At 74.8% G+C, this 17,018-nt stretch carries 17 protein-coding genes and 3 pseudogenes; 15 read left to right on the top strand and 5 right to left on the bottom strand.

Annotation, left to right across the window (positions count from 1 at the left end; translation table 11 throughout):
• Positions 1 to 9 precede the first annotated feature (9 nt).
• Positions 10 to 816: a response regulator transcription factor gene (locus L6E17_RS16010; RefSeq protein ID WP_236241449.1), complete on the bottom strand. Its 807-nt coding sequence runs from the start codon at positions 814 to 816 to the stop codon at positions 10 to 12.
• Between the two features lie 263 nt (positions 817 to 1,079).
• Between L6E17_RS16010 and L6E17_RS16005 the strand changes: the two genes are divergently transcribed.
• From L6E17_RS16005 to L6E17_RS15960, 12 genes and pseudogenes are all read left to right on the top strand, one after another.
• A complete protein-coding gene (locus L6E17_RS16005; protein WP_236241448.1) occupies positions 1,080 to 1,958 on the top strand; it encodes an alpha/beta hydrolase in 879 nt (292 codons plus the stop codon).
• A gap of 14 nt (positions 1,959 to 1,972) precedes the next feature.
• Positions 1,973 to 2,227 carry a MoaD/ThiS family protein gene (locus tag L6E17_RS16000; protein ID WP_236241447.1) on the top strand — a complete coding sequence of 85 codons (255 nt, stop codon included), beginning with the start codon at positions 1,973 to 1,975 and terminating at the stop codon, positions 2,225 to 2,227.
• A gap of 11 nt (positions 2,228 to 2,238) precedes the next feature.
• Positions 2,239 to 2,727, top strand: a complete 489-nt coding sequence (locus tag L6E17_RS31500) for a hypothetical protein (protein ID WP_374109063.1) — start codon at positions 2,239 to 2,241, stop codon at positions 2,725 to 2,727.
• Between the two features lie 71 nt (positions 2,728 to 2,798).
• Positions 2,799 to 3,669 (top strand): annotated as a pseudogene (locus tag L6E17_RS15995) (hypothetical protein); the annotation flags it as partial.
• A gap of 156 nt (positions 3,670 to 3,825) precedes the next feature.
• Positions 3,826 to 4,515 (top strand): DUF2993 domain-containing protein, encoded by a 690-nt coding sequence (locus L6E17_RS15990; protein ID WP_236241446.1) that lies wholly within the window; start codon positions 3,826 to 3,828, stop codon positions 4,513 to 4,515.
• A gap of 315 nt (positions 4,516 to 4,830) precedes the next feature.
• On the top strand, positions 4,831 to 4,914 hold the full coding sequence (locus L6E17_RS31495; RefSeq protein WP_361657456.1) for a putative leader peptide: 84 nt from the start codon (positions 4,831 to 4,833) through the stop codon (positions 4,912 to 4,914).
• Between the two features lie 180 nt (positions 4,915 to 5,094).
• Positions 5,095 to 5,940 (top strand): sulfurtransferase, encoded by an 846-nt coding sequence (locus L6E17_RS15985; protein WP_236241445.1) that lies wholly within the window; start codon positions 5,095 to 5,097, stop codon positions 5,938 to 5,940.
• Between the two features lie 36 nt (positions 5,941 to 5,976).
• Entirely contained in the window at positions 5,977 to 6,267 is a 291-nt protein-coding gene (locus L6E17_RS15980) for a DUF1416 domain-containing protein (protein WP_071269517.1), read from the top strand.
• Positions 6,268 to 6,568: 301 nt separating this feature from the next.
• A complete protein-coding gene (locus tag L6E17_RS15975) occupies positions 6,569 to 6,841 on the top strand; it encodes a DUF3099 domain-containing protein (protein WP_236241444.1) in 273 nt (90 codons plus the stop codon).
• Positions 6,842 to 7,128: 287 nt separating this feature from the next.
• Positions 7,129 to 7,701, top strand: a complete 573-nt coding sequence (locus L6E17_RS15970) for an FABP family protein (protein ID WP_236241443.1) — start codon at positions 7,129 to 7,131, stop codon at positions 7,699 to 7,701.
• Between the two features lie 195 nt (positions 7,702 to 7,896).
• Entirely contained in the window at positions 7,897 to 8,394 is a 498-nt protein-coding gene (locus L6E17_RS15965; RefSeq protein ID WP_236241442.1) for a Fur family transcriptional regulator, read from the top strand.
• Positions 8,395 to 8,492: 98 nt separating this feature from the next.
• Positions 8,493 to 9,458: a folate-binding protein YgfZ gene (locus L6E17_RS15960; protein ID WP_236241441.1), complete on the top strand. Its 966-nt coding sequence runs from the start codon at positions 8,493 to 8,495 to the stop codon at positions 9,456 to 9,458.
• Positions 9,459 to 9,760: 302 nt separating this feature from the next.
• Here the strand turns inward: L6E17_RS15960 and dtd are convergent, their stop codons facing one another.
• Positions 9,761 to 10,186 carry a D-aminoacyl-tRNA deacylase gene (dtd, locus tag L6E17_RS15955; RefSeq protein ID WP_236241440.1) on the bottom strand — a complete coding sequence of 142 codons (426 nt, stop codon included), beginning with the start codon at positions 10,184 to 10,186 and terminating at the stop codon, positions 9,761 to 9,763.
• Positions 10,187 to 10,301: 115 nt separating this feature from the next.
• Between dtd and L6E17_RS15950 the strand changes: the two genes are divergently transcribed.
• Together L6E17_RS15950 and L6E17_RS15945 are read left to right on the top strand one after the other, a co-directional pair.
• Complete coding sequence (locus tag L6E17_RS15950; RefSeq protein WP_236241439.1) at positions 10,302 to 10,949, top strand: ABC transporter substrate-binding protein; 648 nt, start codon at positions 10,302 to 10,304, stop codon at positions 10,947 to 10,949.
• 271 nt (positions 10,950 to 11,220) lie between these two features.
• Positions 11,221 to 12,467: pseudogene (locus L6E17_RS15945) on the top strand (GNAT family N-acetyltransferase).
• A 210-nt stretch (positions 12,468 to 12,677) separates the two neighbouring features.
• Here the strand turns inward: L6E17_RS15945 and L6E17_RS15940 are convergent.
• A pseudogene (locus tag L6E17_RS15940) lies at positions 12,678 to 12,847 on the bottom strand (ABC transporter permease); the annotation flags it as partial.
• A 283-nt stretch (positions 12,848 to 13,130) separates the two neighbouring features.
• On the opposite strand from L6E17_RS15940, the gene L6E17_RS30550 reads away from it, so the two are divergent.
• Positions 13,131 to 14,360, top strand: coding sequence for an ATP-grasp domain-containing protein (locus tag L6E17_RS30550; protein WP_308315885.1), 1,230 nt, complete (start codon positions 13,131 to 13,133; stop codon positions 14,358 to 14,360).
• Positions 14,361 to 14,580: 220 nt separating this feature from the next.
• On the opposite strand, the gene L6E17_RS15920 is transcribed toward L6E17_RS30550, so the two are convergent.
• A complete protein-coding gene (locus L6E17_RS15920) occupies positions 14,581 to 15,477 on the bottom strand; it encodes an NAD(P)-dependent oxidoreductase (RefSeq protein WP_236241438.1) in 897 nt (298 codons plus the stop codon).
• Between the two features lie 123 nt (positions 15,478 to 15,600).
• The gene (locus L6E17_RS15915) at positions 15,601 to 16,791 is read right to left on the bottom strand and encodes an IS110 family transposase (RefSeq protein WP_236241437.1); all 1,191 of its coding nucleotides are present in this window, start codon (positions 16,789 to 16,791) and stop codon (positions 15,601 to 15,603) included.
• Between the last annotated feature and the right edge of the window lie 227 nt (positions 16,792 to 17,018).

Here is a 17,018-nt window from a genome sequence, read left to right as displayed (position 1 = left end):
CGGGGTGACCTACCTGCGGGCAGGGCGTGCGGCGGCTTCGCCTGCCTCTTCCGCCTGCTCCATACGGAGGACGTCGGGTACGGCGCGCTCGGCGCGCGCCCCGGCGCGCGCCTCCGCCCGGGCCTCCTCGGCCGCGCGCTCCACCTTCTCCGGGGCCACGAAGCGGTAGCCGACGTTGCGGACCGTGCCGATCAGCGACTCGTGCTCCGGGCCGAGCTTGGCCCGCAGCCGCCGCACGTGGACGTCGACCGTGCGGGTGCCGCCGAAGTAGTCGTAGCCCCACACCTCCTGTAGCAGCTGGGCGCGGGTGAAGACCCGGCCGGGGTGCTGCGCGAGGTACTTGAGCAGCTCGAACTCCTTGAAGGTCAGGTCCAGGACCCGGCCCTTCAGCTTCGCGCTGTACGTGGCCTCGTCCACGGAGAGGTCGCCGTTGCGGATCTCCATGGGCGAGTCGTCGACGGTGAGCTGCTGGCGGCCCAGCGCGAGCCGCAGCCGCGCCTCCACCTCGGCGGGGCCCGCCGTGTCGAGGAGCACGTCGTCGACGCCCCAGTCGGCGGTGACGGCGGCGAGCCCGCCCTCGGTCACCACCAGCAGCAGCGGGCAGCCGGGGCCCGTGGAGCGCAGCAGCTGGCACAGCGACCTGACCTGCGGCAGGTCGCGGCGGCCGTCGACCAGGATCACGTCGGCGCCGGGGGTGTCGACGAGCGCCGGCCCCTCGGCGGGGGCCACCCGCACGTGGTGCAGCAGCAGGCCGAGCGCCGGAAGCACCTCGGTCGACGGCTGGAGGGCGTTGGTCAGGAGCAGCAGAGAGCTCATCGGGTGCCTCCCTCGCACTCCGTACTGCGCTGCAGCAGGGGGAGCCCCCATGCCGGGGTAGGCGTCCTGCGGTCGTGCACGGTCGGCTGGCCCATCACGTCGGTTCCTCCTCGGTCCCTGCGAGGACGTTGCGGCACTGGCTCTTTCCCTGCGGCTCCCGCGCCCTGAGAGCCTTTGTTCACCCGCCTGTAACACCGGCCGGAAAACGCAAAAGGACCCGGGGGCTGCTCTGCCCGGATCCTCTGCCCGCCAGAATAGCCCACATGACTTCGGGGACAGAGGGTCCGTTTCACAGTGTGGTCTTCCCCTCGTCGACCGGCGGCCGTCCCGGCGCAACCTTGCGGAGGTTTTTGCGAACCTCTGACGGCGTGCTCCTCGACGCGCGCTACGACCCCTGCGCGGCGGCCCGCCCCGCGGGCGGCGGCACCGCGATCGTCGTCGCGCACGGCTTCACGGGGTCCGTGGACCGCCCGGCGCTGCGGCGCGCGGCCCGGGTGCTGGCCCGCGGCGCGTCCGTCGTGACGTTCTCGTTCCGGGGCCACGGCCGTTCCGGCGGCCGCTCCACCGTGGGCGACCGGGAGGTCCTCGACGTGGCGGCCGCCGTGGCGTGGGCGCGGGAGCTGGGCCACGACCGCGTGGCGACCGTCGGGTTCTCGATGGGCGGGTCGGTCGTGCTGCGGCACGCCGCCCTGCACGGGCCGGGGCGCGAAGGGGGCGCGCAGGCGCGGACCGACGCCGTGGCGTCCGTCAGTGCGCCCGCGCGCTGGTACTACCGCGGTACGGCTCCGATGCGGCGGGTGCACTGGCTGATCACGCGGCCCGCCGGGAGGCTGGTGGGCCGCTACGGCTTCCGGACCCGGATCCACGACCGCGACTGGGACCCTGTGCCGCTGTCCCCGGTGGAGGCCGTGCCGCTGATCGTCCCGGCGGTGCCGCTGCTCGTCGTGCACGGCGACCGCGACCCGTACTTCCCGCTCGACCACCCGCTGGCGCTCGCCGAGGCGGCGGGCGGCGCCGCCGAGCTGTGGCTGGAGCGGGGGATGGGGCACGCCGAGAACGCCGCGGACGACGCCCTGCTGGGCCGGATCGGCCGCTGGCTGGCGGCGGGTCCGCCGGACGCGTGGCCCATGATGGAACCCTGACGAAAGGAGCCCCCATGGCAGCGGGAACCATCCGCTACTGGGCCGCGGCCAAGGCCGCCGCCGGTATCGCCGAGGAGCCGTACGCCGCGCAGACCCTGGCCGAGGCGCTCGACGCCGCACGCCGGCGGCACCCCGGGGAGCTGGAGCGGGTGCTGAAGCGCTGCTCGTTCCTGGTCGACGGCGACCCCGTGGGCACGCGCGCGCATGAGACGGTACGGCTGGCCGAGGGCGGCACGGTCGAGGTGCTCCCGCCGTTCGCAGGAGGGTGAACCCCAGCAGCATGAGCAGCGATCAGCAGTACCCGTACCAGGGCGCCCACGGGGGCGGGCACCGGAACGGGCCGCAGGGCGGACCCGACCAGGACGTCTCCCAGACGTGGGAGGGCCAGACCTGGGACACCCACTACCAGCCCGCCGTGCCGTCCGCCCCGGACGGCGGCGTGTACCTGCCGCCGCAGCAGACCGGCCCGGCACCCGCCGCGTACGACGCGCCCACCGACTGTCTGCCGCCGGTGGCGGACCCGGCGCCCCCGGCCCCGGCGTACCCCGCGGAACCGCAGGCCGCGCACCCCGGCTACGGCTCCCGGGTGTACGCCCCCGAGCCGCCGCGCCCGCGCAGGACAGCGGATACGCGGCGGCCCCGTACCCGCAGGACCAGGCGGCCCCGGGGGCCGCGCCGGCCGCCACGGGTCCGCCCCGTACCCGGCGGGAGCCGCGCAGGCCGGGTACGGCTCGGCTCCGTACGCACCGGAGGCGGGGCCTGCCGGTGACGCGTCCACCGCGTACGGCTCCACCGGGTACGGGCCGCAGCCGGCTCCGGGGGCGGCGCGCCCGGGGGCACGAGCCTTCCCCGTACGGGGGAGCACCGGAGCCCGCGCCGGACGCGGCCGAGGCGCCCGGCGGCGGGGCGGGGCCCGCGTGCGGCGCTCCCACCACCCTCGGCGACACCCGCATCACGGACGCCCAGCGGGCCCGCGCCGAAGGGCGCTCGCCGATCATCGCCCCCGGGATCCGGCCCGCGGGGCTGACCGCGCTCCTGGGCGTCCTGCTGGCGGCGGGCGCGGCCGTCGGCCCGTACGGACTGCTGGTGCCCGTCCTGCTGCTCCAGGCGGTGACGGCCGCGGGTTGGTTCCGCCTCAACGGCATGTGGCCGGCCCGGCAGGGCATCGCGCTGGCCTTCCTGGGCGGGGTCGTCGCGGACGCCGTGCTGCTGGCCGCGGGCCGCGAGCACGCGCCGCCGCGATCCTCGGCACGCTCGGCGTGTGGGTGCTGCTCGTCCTGGTCCTCCAGCTGCGCAGCCACGCGGCGCCGGAGGAGCGGATGTACGGGCTGATGGCGACGGTCGCCTCGTCGGCACTGGCCGTCGTGGGCGCCGGCTTCCTGGCCGCCGGGCCGGACGCGGCCGTCGTCGCCGCCCTCGCGGTGGCCGCCGCGGCGGTGGCCCGCGCCCTGCCGCTGCCCGGCCCCGCCTCCTCGCCGCGGCGCTGCTCGCGGCGGCCGGCGCGGGCCTCGCCGCCGGTGCGGCGACCGGGACGGGCGCGGGCGCCGCGCCCGCGGGACTGGGCCTTGCGGCGGGAGTCTGCGCGGTGGTCGGCCTGCGGGTCGCCAGCTACGACTACCCGTCCCGGTTCGTGCACATGACGGCCGGGGTCGCGCTGCCGCTCGCGCTGGCGGCGCCCGTGGTGTACCTGCTGGGGCGCGCGCTGGGCTGAGCCCTCCCGGCCGGCTCCGACGGGGCCGGCCGGTGTGGCGTGTGTGACGCACGAGCCGTCGGGGGAACCAATCGGTGACCCAGGGCCGTATACCCGTGGGGGAGGCGGGGCCGGACCGTCCGGGACCGGCCGTACGAGCAGCGGGGGAGCGCCGACTTGCGAGCATTGCGGATACTGCTGACCATCGCCGTCGTCCTGGGCGGCCTGCTGGCCGTCGGGGACCGGCTCGCCGTGAGCGCTGCCGAGTCGGAGGCGGCCGACCGGCTGCGGGCCGCACAGGGGCTGAGCGCGCAGCCGGAGGTCTCCATCAGGGGCTTCCCGTTCCTGACGCAGTTCATGGACCGGCGGTTCGAGCAGGTCGACCTGGCGATGACCGGGGCGGCGGCGACCGTCGGCGGCAAGCAGGTGCGGCTGGGCGAGCTCACCGCGGAACTGCACGGCGTGCGGGTGGAGGGCGACTTCACGCGGGCCGTCGCCGCGACCGCGACCGGCACCGCGCGCGTCCCCTACGACGAGCTGGCCAAGGTCTCGGAGAGCGACGTCACCATCGGGTACGGCGGCAACGGCAAGATCAAGGTCACCGGGAGTGTGGAACTGCTCGGCCGGCAGATCACCCGCAGCGTGCTCTCCACGGTGAGCACCGTCGACGGCGACACGATCCGGGTGCGTGCCGACGAGGTGCCGGGCCAGGGCCTCCCGGGTCTTGAGGAACTGGTCAGGCAGCGCACGGACTTCGAGCGGGACGTGACGGGCTTCCCCGCGGGGCTGGAGATCCGGGACGTCGAGGCCGCGCCGGACGGCCTGATGGTGACGGTGGGCGGCGCGGACGTCGTCCTGGAGCGGTGAGGCCCGGCGCGGACGTCGTCCTGGAGCGGTGAGGCCCGGCGCGGGCAGCGGTGAGGGCCGGCGGGGCCGGCGCGGGGGAGCGGCCGGGGCTCCTCGGATGCTCCCGCGGCGGGCCTCCCGGCGGTCCTCCGGAACCACTGCGGCCACATGGTGAGACGCCGCCGTCCGCACCCTAGACGAAAGGCCGAAACGCTCCGGCGGCCGCCGTCCGGGAGGGCATGTCGCGGAGCCTTCCATCCCGGCATGCGGATGATCCCGTCTCGCCATATGACACACCGGTGACACGGTCCCCCCTCCCTCCCTACGATCGGGGCCATGATGAAGCGACAGGCGGACCTCACGAAGCGGCGGGCAGTAGACCTGTGCCGCGTCGCCGCCATGCTCTGTCGCACTGTCTGAGCGGGGCGCCTCCGAGCACCCCGCGCTTTTCGGCCCTTCCGCGCCGGAGGGCCTTCCCCGCGCCGCAGCCGCCCCGCACCCTCGTACACGAGTGCGCCCCGCGGAGAGCGCCCGGCGCGGTCTGTGCACCGTCAGCACCCGCAGCACCCCGCCGCACACTGCCCCGGAGGAGAAGACAGCATGAGCCGCAGCGACGTTCTGGTAGACGCCGACTGGGTCGAGGCCCACCTCGACGACCCGAAGGTCGTCATCGTGGAGGTCGACGAGGACACGTCCGCGTACGACAAGAACCACATCAGGAACGCCGTCCGCATCGACTGGAAGCAGGACCTCCAGGACCCGGTCCGCCGCGACTTCGTGGACCAGGAGGGCTTCGAGAAGCTGCTCTCCGCGAAGGGCATCGCGAACGACGACACGGTCGTCCTCTACGGCGGCAACAACAACTGGTTCGCCTCGTACGCCTACTGGTACTTCAAGCTGTACGGCCACGAGTCGGTCAAGCTCCTCGACGGCGGCCGCAAGAAGTGGGAGCTGGACTCCCGCGACCTGGTCGACGGCTCCGAGGTCCCGAACCGCCCGGCCACCCAGTACAAGGCCAAGCCGCAGGACACCTCCATCCGCGCCTTCCGCGACGACGTGGTCGCCGCGATCGGCAGCCGGAACCTGGTCGACGTGCGCTCGCCCGACGAGTTCAGCGGCAAGCTGCTCGCCCCGGCGCACCTGCCGCAGGAGCAGTCGCAGCGCCCCGGCCACGTGCCGACCGCCCGCAACATCCCGTGGTCGAAGAACGCCAACGACGACGGCACCTTCAAGTCGGACGAGGAGCTCAAGGCGCTCTACGCCGCCGAGCAGGTCGACCTGGAGAAGGACACCATCGCGTACTGCCGCATCGGTGAGCGCTCCGCCCTGACCTGGTTCGTGCTGCACGAGCTGCTGGGCCAGGAGAACGTCAAGAACTACGACGGCTCCTGGACCGAGTACGGCTCCCTCGTCGGCGTGCCGATCGAGCTCGGCCCGGCCAAGTAAACCCGTCGACCTGCGACAACGAAGGACAGATGCACCATGTGTGGAGCACAGGCCGGCGGCCCCGACGCCTCCGCGATCAAGCCCGGTGAGACCACCATCCAGGGCCAGGTGACCCGCGCCGGCGAGCCGGTGACCGGTTACGTCCGGCTGCTGGACTCGACCGGCGAGTTCACCGCCGAGGTCCCGACCTCCGCGACCGGCCAGTTCCGGTTCTACGCGGCCGAGGGCACCTGGACGCTCCGCGCCCTCGTGCCGGGCGCCGAGGCGGCCGACCGCACGGTGGTCGTCCAGACGGGCGGCCTCGCCGAGGTCGCGATCGCGGTCTGAGACCGCGTCTCCTGAACGGCCGAAGGGCCGCACCTCCTGGGGGTTGGACGCTTTCCGGGACTTGAGGTGCGGTCCTTCGGTCTTTCCGCACGCCGGGCGGCCGCGGCCCTCTGCACGCCCGGCGGACGCGCCCTCCCCGCACACACGCCCCGCCCCGCACACACGCCCCGCCGCGCGCCACGCCCCTCCCCGCACACTCGCCCCGCCCCGCCGACCGCCGCGCGGTCAGCGGTGCCGCCGTCCGTACGGGCAGCGGTGCCGCCGCCGTACGGGGGCGGCGCGGCGGACGTACGCTGAAGGCGTGTACGAGCGGCGGAGGCGCGCCTACTTCGCGATCATGGGGGCCTGCCTGGCCCTCTTCGTGAGCGCGTGGGTGCTCGTGCGCCTCTGGTCGACGGAGGCCGCCGTCGGCATGGCGTTCGCCGCCGCCCTGCTGCCGCCGATCGCCGCATGGGTGGCGAACCGGCGGGGCCCGGACGACCGCTGGTGGGACGACCCGTCCGGCGACGCCCAGTCCGACGCGTGGTGGGACGAGCTGGACGGCAGGCGGAAACCGGACTCGGGTCCGCAGTAGCGCCGCTCCCGGCCGCCCGGCTGAGCGCCACCTCACACGCCGGGCCCGGGACGCCACCCATTACGCTGGGACCCGGCCCCTTTTCCGTCCGCCCACCGCCATCGAGGAGCACCCCGTGCTTGAGGCTTTCTTCTCCGCCCTGCTGGTCCTGGTCTGCGTCGGCGTCCTCGCCTTCGCCGGGCTGACCGTGAAGAAGCTGTACCAGGGCCAGCGCTGACCCCGACCGGGTCCGCCGCCGCAGCCTCCGCCCCCCGCCGCCGCACAGATCTGCAGAGCAGCCAGACACCATGATCCAGATTCCGTCCGACCTGCACCCCGACCTCGTCCCGCTCGCGTTCCTGCTGGGGACGTGGGAGGGAGCCGGCGTCTTCGACTTCCCCGGTGACGAGAAGTGCAACTTCGGCCAGTCCGTGACCTTCACCCATGACGGCAGGGACTTCCTGGAGTACGTCTCCCGGTCCTGGGTCCTGGACGCCGAGGGCAAGAAGGTCCGCCCGCTGGAGAGCGAGAGCGGCTACTGGCGCGTCGCCCAGGACCGCAAGGTCGAGGTCGTCATGATCCGCGACCAGGGCGTCGTCGAGGTCTGGTACGGCGAGCTGGCCGAGAAGAAGCCGCAGATCGACCTGGCGACCGACGCCGTCGCCCGCACCGCCGCGTCCGGCCCCTACAGCGGCGGCAAGCGCCTGTACGGCTACGTGAAGAGCGACCTCATGTGGGTGGGCGAGAAGGCCACGCCGGAGGTCCCGCTGCGCCCGTACATGTCGGCGCACCTGAAGAAGGTCGTCACCCCGGAGGAGGTCGAGGAAATGGCCAAGAGCCTCGGCGACCTCCCCGACGACGGCATCGCCTTCTTCAAGTAGGCCACTGCGCCGCCGGTCGGCCGCCGGTCGGTCGCCGTACGCAGCGGCAGCCCGGCGGCGTTCGGCGTCCCGGGGCCGCCCGCCGCTCCCGGCACCGGCCCCCTGCCGTCCCGGAGGCGCGCCGGGCCCGCGGAAAGGCGCTGTTCTTCCGGTAGCCCCCTGGGAAACCGGCTCCGTCCTCCTACACTGGGGCGCGTGGTGAGCACCGACTGGAAGAGCGATCTTCGGCAGCGCGGTTACCGGCTGACGCCCCAGCGCCAGCTGGTCCTGGAGGCGGTCGACGTGCTGGAGCACGCCACGCCCGACGACATCCTCCACGAGGTCCGCAAGACCGCTTCCGGCGTCAACATCTCCACCGTCTACCGGACGCTGGAGCTGCTGGAGGAACTGGGGCTCGTCAGCCACGCCCACCTCGGGCACGGCGCGCCCACCTACCACCTCGCCGCCCGCCACCACCACCTCCACCTGGTCTGCCGGGACTGCGCCGAGGTCATCGAGGCGGACGTGGAGGTGGCCGCCGAGTTCACCGCCAAGCTCCGCGCCTCCTTCGGCTTCGACACGGACATGAAGCACTTCGCGATCTACGGCCGCTGCGCGGACTGCACCGGCAAGGCCGCCGAGGCCGCCGAGAGCGGCGGCGCCGAGACCGCGGACGCCGGCGAGCCGGCCGGCGGGACCGGCGGCACGCCGTAGGCCGGGACCCCTCCCGTCCCGTCCGTCCGCCGCCCACTCCCCGCCCCACGTGCGGGCACCCCCCGGCGTCCCGTCCGCGGGGCCGTACGCTGGACGCCATGAAGAGCCCTCTGCTGTCCCTGCCCGGCGCGGTCCCCGCCGAGGGGCGCGACGAAGGCGTCGCCGGCCACTACGGCGACCCGTTCCGCGAGCAGCGCGCCCTCGCCGCGGGCGACGGCCTCGTCGACCTGTCCCACCGCGGGGTGGTCGCGGTCACCGGCGACGACCGGCTCAGCTGGCTGCACCTGCTGCTCACCCAGCACGTCAGCGAGCTGCCCGCCGGCCGGGCCGCCGACGCGCTGATCCTGTCCGCGAACGGCCACATCGAGCACGCCCTGTACCTCGTCGACGACGGTGAGACGGTCTGGGCGCACGTCGAGCCCAGCACGCAGGAGGCCCTCATCGGCTACCTGGAGTCGATGAAGTTCTTCTACCGCGTCGAGGTCGCCGACCGCACGGGCGACACCGCCGTGGTCCACCTGCCGGCGGGCTCCCTCGCCGAGACCCCGGACGGCGTCGTCGTACGGGAGACAGCGCACGGCCGCGACCTGTTCCTGCCGCGCGCCGATCTGGAGGCGTACGCGGAGCGGCACGGGCCGCCCGCCGGCGTCCTCGCGTACGAGGCGCTGCGGGTGGAGGCGCACCGGCCGCGGCTCGGTTTCGAGACCGACCACCGGACCATCCCGCACGAGATCGGCCTCATCGGCTCCGCCGTCCACCTGCAGAAGGGCTGCTACCGCGGCCAGGAGACCGTGGCGCGCGTCCACAACCTGGGGAAGCCGCCGCGCCGGCTGGTGTTCCTGCACCTGGACGGCAGCGAGGTGCTCCTGCCGGAGCACGGCACGCCCGTGCGGCTGGCCGCCGACGGCCCGGACGGCCGCCAGGTCGGCTTCGTCACGACCGCCGTACGCCACTACGAGCTCGGCCCCATCGCGCTCGCCCTGGTGAAGCGGAACGTACCGGTCGACGCGCCCCTGCTGGCGGGCGGCACGGCGGCGGCCCAGGAGGCCGTCGTCCAGCCCTGACCGCCCGGGGCCGCCTGCCGCCGCCGACCGCGCCGTACGCACGGCTCACCCCCGCCGACCCGGGCCCCCGGGCTCCCCGGCTGCCCTGGCTTGCGGGCTCCCCCAGGCTCCCGGGCTGCCCTGGTTTTCCGGGCTCCCCAGGCTCCCGGGCTGCCCAGGCTTTCCGGGCCGTCCTGGTCGCCGGCTCACGGCTCACACCTGCGGGCTGCTGACCGCCCGGGGCCGGCTGAGGGTGTCCGCCGGGCCCCGGGCGGCAGCATCCGGCGCGGACCCCGGTCGGCTCCCTCCGGTCCGGGCCCGGCTCACACCTCCAGCAGCACCGTGAACGGGCCGTGGTTGGTGAGCGAGACACGCATCTCGGCACCGAACCGGCCCGTCTCCACAGTGGCGCCCAACTCCCGCAGCCGCGCGACGACCTCGTCCACCAGCGGCTCCGCCACCGGCCCCGGAGCCGCCGCGTTCCAGGTGGGGCGGCGGCCCTTGCGGGCGTCCCCGTAGAGGGTGAACTGGGAAATCACCAGCAAGGGTGCATTCACGTCGGAGCAGGACTTCTCGCCGTCCAGGATGCGGACGGACCACAGCTTGCGGGCCAGCTGCGCGGCCTGCTCCGGGGTGTCGCCGTGCGTGACGCCGACGAGTACGCACAGCCCCTCGCCCACGATCTCGCCGACCGTCTCGCCGGCGACGTCGACCCGTGCCCCGTCGACTCTCTGTACCACTGCTCGCATGCCACCCAACTTACCGAGGGCCGAACGGGTGCAGAGCACCTGCACCGGGCATGCGGGAATGGCACCATGCGTGTCAGGCGGTGCCCGTGAGCACCGGTCGAGGGGACGGATTCACATGAGCACACCTGGCGCCGGGCAGCGCCCCGGTTCTGTCTCGATCACCTGTGCCGACTCGGGCAAGGCTGTCGAACGGACCCGCCCACCGGTCCAGCGGACCCCGGCCGGCACGGCGGGAGCCTCCGGGAACCCGTGCGGCCGGGCCGCCGCGGACGCCCCCGGGGCGCTGCGGTCGCTGTGCCTGAAGGAGTTGCGCGCCCTGCGCCGCGACTCGCACACGGACGAGGCGGACCTCAGCTACGTGCGGCGGCTGCTGCAGGGCCGGATCGACATCCTGCGCGCCGAGCTGGCGCGGCGGGCCGGCCCCGAGGTGCCCGTGGTGCACCGGCTGTCGGAGATCCTGGTCGACACCCCGTCGCCGCGGGGCGGCGCCCGGCGCAGTTCGGCGCGGCACCTCACGCTGTCGACGCCGCGGAGCGAGGAGTACCGGCGGCTGGCCGCCGAGATGCTCTCCGAGGTGGAGCTGTCCGACCTGGCGGCCAGGACGGACGACGAACTCCAGGAGGCGATGGGGCGGTTGGCGCGCTACGAGCAGCAGGTGTCGCGGCAGCGCCAGGAGCTCCAGCGCACCGCGGACGAGTGCAGCGCGGAGATCGCCCGCCGGTACCGGGAGGGCGAGGCGCAGGTGGACGACCTGCTGGCCTGATCCGTGCGCCGGGCCGAAACGGGGGTGCGGCGCGGCGAGGCGGCCGCCTAGCGTGACGCGTATGAGCTCAGACGCCTCCCACGCCCCCCACGCCTCGGAAGCCCCCGAGACCCCGGACACCTCCCCCGCCGTCTCCTCCCCCATCTCCTCCGCCGCCTCCCGGCCCTCGCAGGCGGCTGACACCTCCTCGGCGTCCGGCGCCTCCGATGCCCCTGGTGCCTCGGGCGGCCCCGCCGGCCGCTTGCGCCCCGCGGCCGGAGGGTCCGGCGCCCTGCCGTCCCCGGTCGTCCGCACCGTCGGCGAGGCGGAGTTCGCGGAGTGGGTCCGGGCCAAGAAGACGGGCTTCCTGAACCCGCCGGTCGTGCCGGAGGAGGAGGTCGCGGTCCGGCTGCGGACCTTCGAACCGGACCGCACGTGGGGCGCGTTCGACGGCGGGCGCTGCGTGGCGACGTACCAGACCTTCGCCCAGGAGGTGACGGCGGTCGGCGGCGCGGCGGTGCCCGCGAGCGCGGTGTCCGGCGTGACGGTCTCCCCGACGCACCGGCGGCGCGGACTGCTGCGCCGCATGATGGCCGAGGGCCTGGCGGACGCGCGGGAGCGCGGCGACGTCCTCGCGTCGCTGATCGCCGCCGAGTACCCGATCTACGGGCGGTACGGCTTCGGGCCCGCCACCTGGTCGACCGTGTGGGAGGTCGACCTGCTGCGGGCGGGGCTCGACCGGCGCTGGTCCGGCCCGTCGGACGGCGGCCGTATCGACCTGGTCGACGGGGCGGCCGTCCGCGCGTTCGGCCCCGGGCTGCACGACCGGGTGCGGGCGCTGCGGCACGGCATGGTGAGCCGCTCGGCCCGCGTGTGGGAGCGCAGCACGGGGGTGGACCCGCATCCGTCCGACGGGTGGAAGGAGCCGTTCTACGCGGCGTACCGGTCCGCCGCCGGGGAGGTGGAGGGGTACGTGGCGTACTCCGCCGACGGCAAGTGGGACGACGCGAAGCAGCCGGTGAACACGGTCGTCGTCCACGAACTGCTCGCGGCCTCCCCGGATGCCGAGCAGGCGCTGTGGCGGTACGTGTGCGCCATCGACTGGGTGACGCGGGTGCGCAGCGGCCACCGCGCGCCGGACGACCTGCTGCCGCTGCTGCTGCCGGACCCGCGCGCGGCCCGGGTGCTGACGCACGCGGACATGCTGTGGCTGCGGATCCTCGACGTGCCGCGGGCCCTGGAGGCGCGGACGTACGCGGTGCCGGGGGTGCTGGTGCTGGAGGTGCGGGACGCGGCCGGGTTCGCCGGGGGGAGGTTCCGGCTGGACGCCTCGCCGGAGGGCGCGTCCTGCACGCCCACCACGGCGTCCGCGGACCTGGTGGCGGACGTGGCGGAGCTGGCCGCGCTGTCCTGGGGGACGAGTCGGCGGTCCGGCTGGCGGCGGTGGGCCGGGTGGAGGAGGCCCGCCCCGGGGCGGCGGCCACGGCCGACGTGCTGTTTCGGGCGGCACGGCGCGCGTGGTGCCCGGACATCTTCTGAGCGGCCGCCCCGGCCCGGCGGCGGGCGGTGCGGGCGGCCTCGGCCCGGCGGCGGGCGGTGCGGGCGGCCCGGCACCGCGGTGGCCGCCGCGTCCGGGTGACTGCCGCGCCGCGGGGGTGGCTGCCGGGTCCGATGCGGGCTGCTGCGTCCGTGGTGGGCCGCCGCCGCGGTCAGCGCGTCCGGAGTCCGCCGGAGTCCGGAGTCCGGAGTCCGGAACAGCGTGCCGGACAGGGCGACGGGACACCGAAGAGCAGCCCCGCGCACCAGGCGAGCGCGGGCCACGGTGCCGTACCGACGGGCTGGTCGAGTAGCAGATCGCGCAGCGACTCGATGAGCGGTGCGACGGGCTGGTGCGCGGCGAAACCGTGCAGCCGGCCCGGCCCGGCCTGTCGGCTGCGGACTGCGGGTTGCGGGCGGCATGGGGGCGTACCGCCTCCCCGCGGGGCGTGCCCCGCGAGCGCGCCCCGCGGTGGCCTGCCGCTTGCCGGTGGGGTGGCGGGCACCCGCCGACGACGGACCGGCCCGCCGCACCCCGCACGGCGGCCGCCCTCCGCGGAGACGCACCCGCCGCTACGATCGGCTCCGCCGGGTATGCAGGGACTTGGGGATGCCGGGGGTGGGGGGATGTCCGGGCCGCTCGTGGTACTCGGGGCAAGCGGAGACGTGGCAGCCGCGGCGGCCGCGCTCCCGGTGCCGGTCGTGCACGTCCGCATGCCGGGCGCCCCGCGCCCCGCGGGCCCCGCGGCGGTCGCGTACAGCGTCGACTACCAGCACCCGCCCGCGTTCCTGCCCTTCGTCGACGAGGTGCTCGCCCCCCTGAGGCCGGTCGCGGTGGTGTCCCTCACCGAACTCGGGCTCGAACCCGCCTCGGCCGCCGCGGAGCGGCTCGGCGTCACCGGTGTGCCCCTAGAGGCCGTACGGGACACCCGCGACAAGCTGCGGATGCGCCGCCTGCTGGCACGTGAGGCGCCGCACCTGAACCCGCCGTACGCGCCGGGCGACGCCCCACCGGACGAGGTGGCCGCGCTGTTCGCCGGGGGCGCGGGCGTCGTGGCCAAGCCGGTGGCCGGGACCGGCAGCCTCGCCGTGGCCCTGCTCCGGCGGCCCGGTGACCTCCCCGACAGCCGGCGGAGCCCGGGCACCCTCCTCGAACGGTACGTACCCGGTCGGGAGTTCAGCGTCGAGGCGCTGTCCTGCGGCGGGCGCCACCGGGTGCTGGGCATCGCGGAGAAGCGGACCTCACCGGACGGCTTCGTGGAGCTGGCCCACCTGATGCCGCCGCCCGGTCTGACGGAGGCGGACCGCGGGAGCGTCGAGCGGGCCGTGGCCGAACTGCTGGACGCGGTGGGCCTGGCCGACGGGCCGAGCCACACGGAGGTGAAGCTGGGCGAGGACGGCCGGGTCACCGTCGTCGAGACGCACAACCGCCCCGGCGGGGACGGGATCGCCGACCTCGTGCAGCTCACGACCGGTATCGACTGGCGCCGCGCCGCGCTCGGCTGGGCGGTCGGCGAAAGACTGCCGGCGACCGGGGAGCCACCGGGTGCTCCGGACGCCGGAACGACTGCGGGGCGGGCGGTGGCGGCTTCGGTGGGGTCGGGGCCGCCGGTGGCTGCGGCGGCCACGGTGTTCCTCACGGCGCCGCCCGGCCGGGTGACGGCGGTGGCGCCCGCACCGAAGCTCACCCGGGGGCGGATCGCCACCTGGGAGGTGCAGGTGGAGCCGGGCGACCCGGTGCAGCCGCTGCGCTCCTCCGCCGACCGTCTCGGCATGGCCCTGATCACCGCACCCGACGGACCGGACGCCTGCGCCGCGGCGGTCGCGGACCTGCTCGCCCGCCCCGTCGTGACGACGTGCCCCGACGAGGCCCCGCCGGAGCCCGCCCGCCCGTGAACCGGCAGGGCCCCGGTGTACGCGGGCTGCGGCGCCGCCACCGGAGCGGACTCGCGGGGCGCCGGCGCGTGGGGGTGCGGGCCCTGAGCCCGGGTGGGGCGGGCTCGGCGTACGCATCGATCGCGGGGCGCCGGCGGCGGCCCGACCGGCGGCCGGCCCCCGGTGGCCCGGCGGTCCCGGCCCCCGCACACGGGGCCGGGGCCGCCGCCCGCGGCCGGCCTCATCCGCGGCCCAGGACCTCCGCGACCCGGCTGATGCCGTCACCGCCGTGCCCGAGCCCGATCGCGCGGCGCGCCATGCCCTCGGCCGCGCGCATCAACCCGGCGTCGATGCCGTGGGCCTCGGACGCCTCGACGATGTGGGCCATGGAGGACACCGCCGAGGTCATCGGGTTGATCGCCCCGGAGAAGCTGCCGTTCTCCACGTCCCCGGCGAGCTCCTCGAAGAGCGGCGGCAGGATGGCGGCGATGCCCTGCGCGAAGGGTGTCAGCTCCGTGGGGGAGACGCCCTCCGCCCGCGCGACGGCGAGGGCGTGGGCGTAGCCGGCCATCGCGGTCCAGAAGATGTCGAGCAGCGCGATGTCGTACGCCGCGGCCCGCCCGAGGTCCTCGCCGAGGTGGGTGTGCGTGCCGCCCAGCGCCTCCAGCACGGGCAGGTGCTCCTCGTACAGGTCCTTCGGGCCGCTGTGGATGAACACCGCGCCCGGTGTCCCGATGCTCGGCGCGGGGGTCATGATCGCGCCGTCGAGGTAGCGGATGCCGTGGTCGGCGGCCCAGGCGGCGGTGGCGCGGGCCCGGCCAGGGGTGTCGGCGGTGAGGTTCACGACGGTGCGTCCCTTCAGCGCGGCGGCCACCGCGTCACGGCGCAGCACGGCGTCCGCGGCCCCGTAGTGGACGACGCACACGACGGTCAGCGGGCTCGCGGCGACGGCGGCCTCGGCGGACGGGGCGCTGACCGCGCCGCGTTCCACCAGCTCGCGGTCCTTGCCGGGCGTACGGTTCCACACGGTGGTGCGCACGCCGGAGGCGAGGAAGGCACCGGCGAGGGCGCGGCCCATGGGGCCGAGGCCGAGCACCGTGACGGACTCCGCGGCGGAGGGGGACGGGGAAGTGGACATGGCTCAACTCCGTTGCAGAAAAGGTAAGAAGGAACCGGAAGAGAGGTGGGCGGGGCGCGCGGAAGCCGGCGTGCCCGCCGACGGCGGAACGCGTACCGACGAAAGGACTTCCCAATCGTGATGTCAAGCCGCAGCGGTGACGGGAGGTGAACCTTGGTAGCACTTTCCGTCACGGATCATCGCCCACAACACGTTGAGGCGTCGGCGGGCAAGCGCGAGCAGGGCCTGCTTGTGCCCCTTCCCCTCGCTTCGCTTGCGCTGGTAGTACGTCTTCGAGGCGGGGCAGGTCGTGATGCTGACCATCGCCGACAAGTACATGCTTCGCAGCAGACCACGGTGATAACGCTTGGGCCTGCGCAGATTGCCGCTGACGCGGCCGGAGTCTCGGGGTCTGGGGGCCAAACCAGCGAAGCCGGCCAGGCGGTCGGCGCTGCCGAAGGCGTCCATGTCGCCGCCGGTCGCGGCGAGGAACTCGGCACCGAGCTTCGGGCCCATGCCGGGCAGGCTGGTGATCACTTCTGCGTGCGGATGCTCGCGAAACTTGGCCTCGATCAGGGCGTCGAGCTCGGCGATCTCCTCATCGAGGGCCATCACCCCCTTCGCGAGGCGGGCCACCATGGCGGCGGCCAGCTTCTCGCCGGGCAGCGCGGTCATCTGAGCCTGAGCAGCCTCCACCGCCGTCTTCGCAAGTGCGGCGGCACTGCGGACCTTACGGTTCTTCAGCCAGGTCTCGATCCGCTTGACGCCTGCGCGGCGGATCGCGGCCGGGGTCTGGTAGCCGGTCAGCAACATCACCGGCCCCTTGTTGACCAGGTCCAGCGACCGCTCCAACGCCGGGAAGATCTCCAGCAGTTGAGCCCGGAGCCGGTTGATCTGCCGGGTCCGGTCGAAGACCACGTCCAGGCGCCGGGTGGTCAGAGTGCGCAGGTCGACGGCGATCTCGTCGCCGGGCCGCAGCAGGCCGATGTCCCGGCGGACGCGGGCCTGGTCGGCGATGACGAAGGCGTCCTTGGCGTCCGTCTTGCCCTCGCCCTTGTAGGTGGCCGAGGCCCGGTGGACCGCCAGGCCGGTGAGGTAGGCCATGGGCTGGCCGTGGCTGAGCAGCAGGCCGATCAGCAGGGCGGCACCGCCGTGGTTGAGGTCGACGGCCCACAGCACGTCGGTGGATATCTCCAAGACGTCGCCGATGAGCTGGAGCAGCTCGGTCTCGTCGTTCAGGACCCGACGGGACAGCAGTCGCCGGCCGTCCGCGTCGATCACCACGCAGTGGTGATGTCCCTTGCCGATGTCCACTCCGGCCCAGATCTCGGGCACGTTCCCCTCCGCCAGCTCGCCGTCACATCGATCCCGCAGACGACCTCGCCGACGTTGTCCTACAGCAGCGATCGAGTCGCGTCTCCCAATTGGCGGTCGAGTCGTCGCGGGGCTCCGGGCGGCCAAGTCCTTTCAGCCGTCGGACCGGCACCCAGATGACAGCCATACCCAGAGCCCCCGGGCCCTCCGATCTTACGAATGACCAGATCAGACCCACGCCTTGAAAG

The organism is Streptomyces sp. CC228A (assembly GCF_021390935.1).
Lineage (GTDB): Bacteria > Actinomycetota > Actinomycetes > Streptomycetales > Streptomycetaceae > Streptomyces.
The sequence above is the reverse complement of the archived record's forward strand: the minus strand, read 5'-3'. Positions and strand labels throughout refer to the sequence as shown.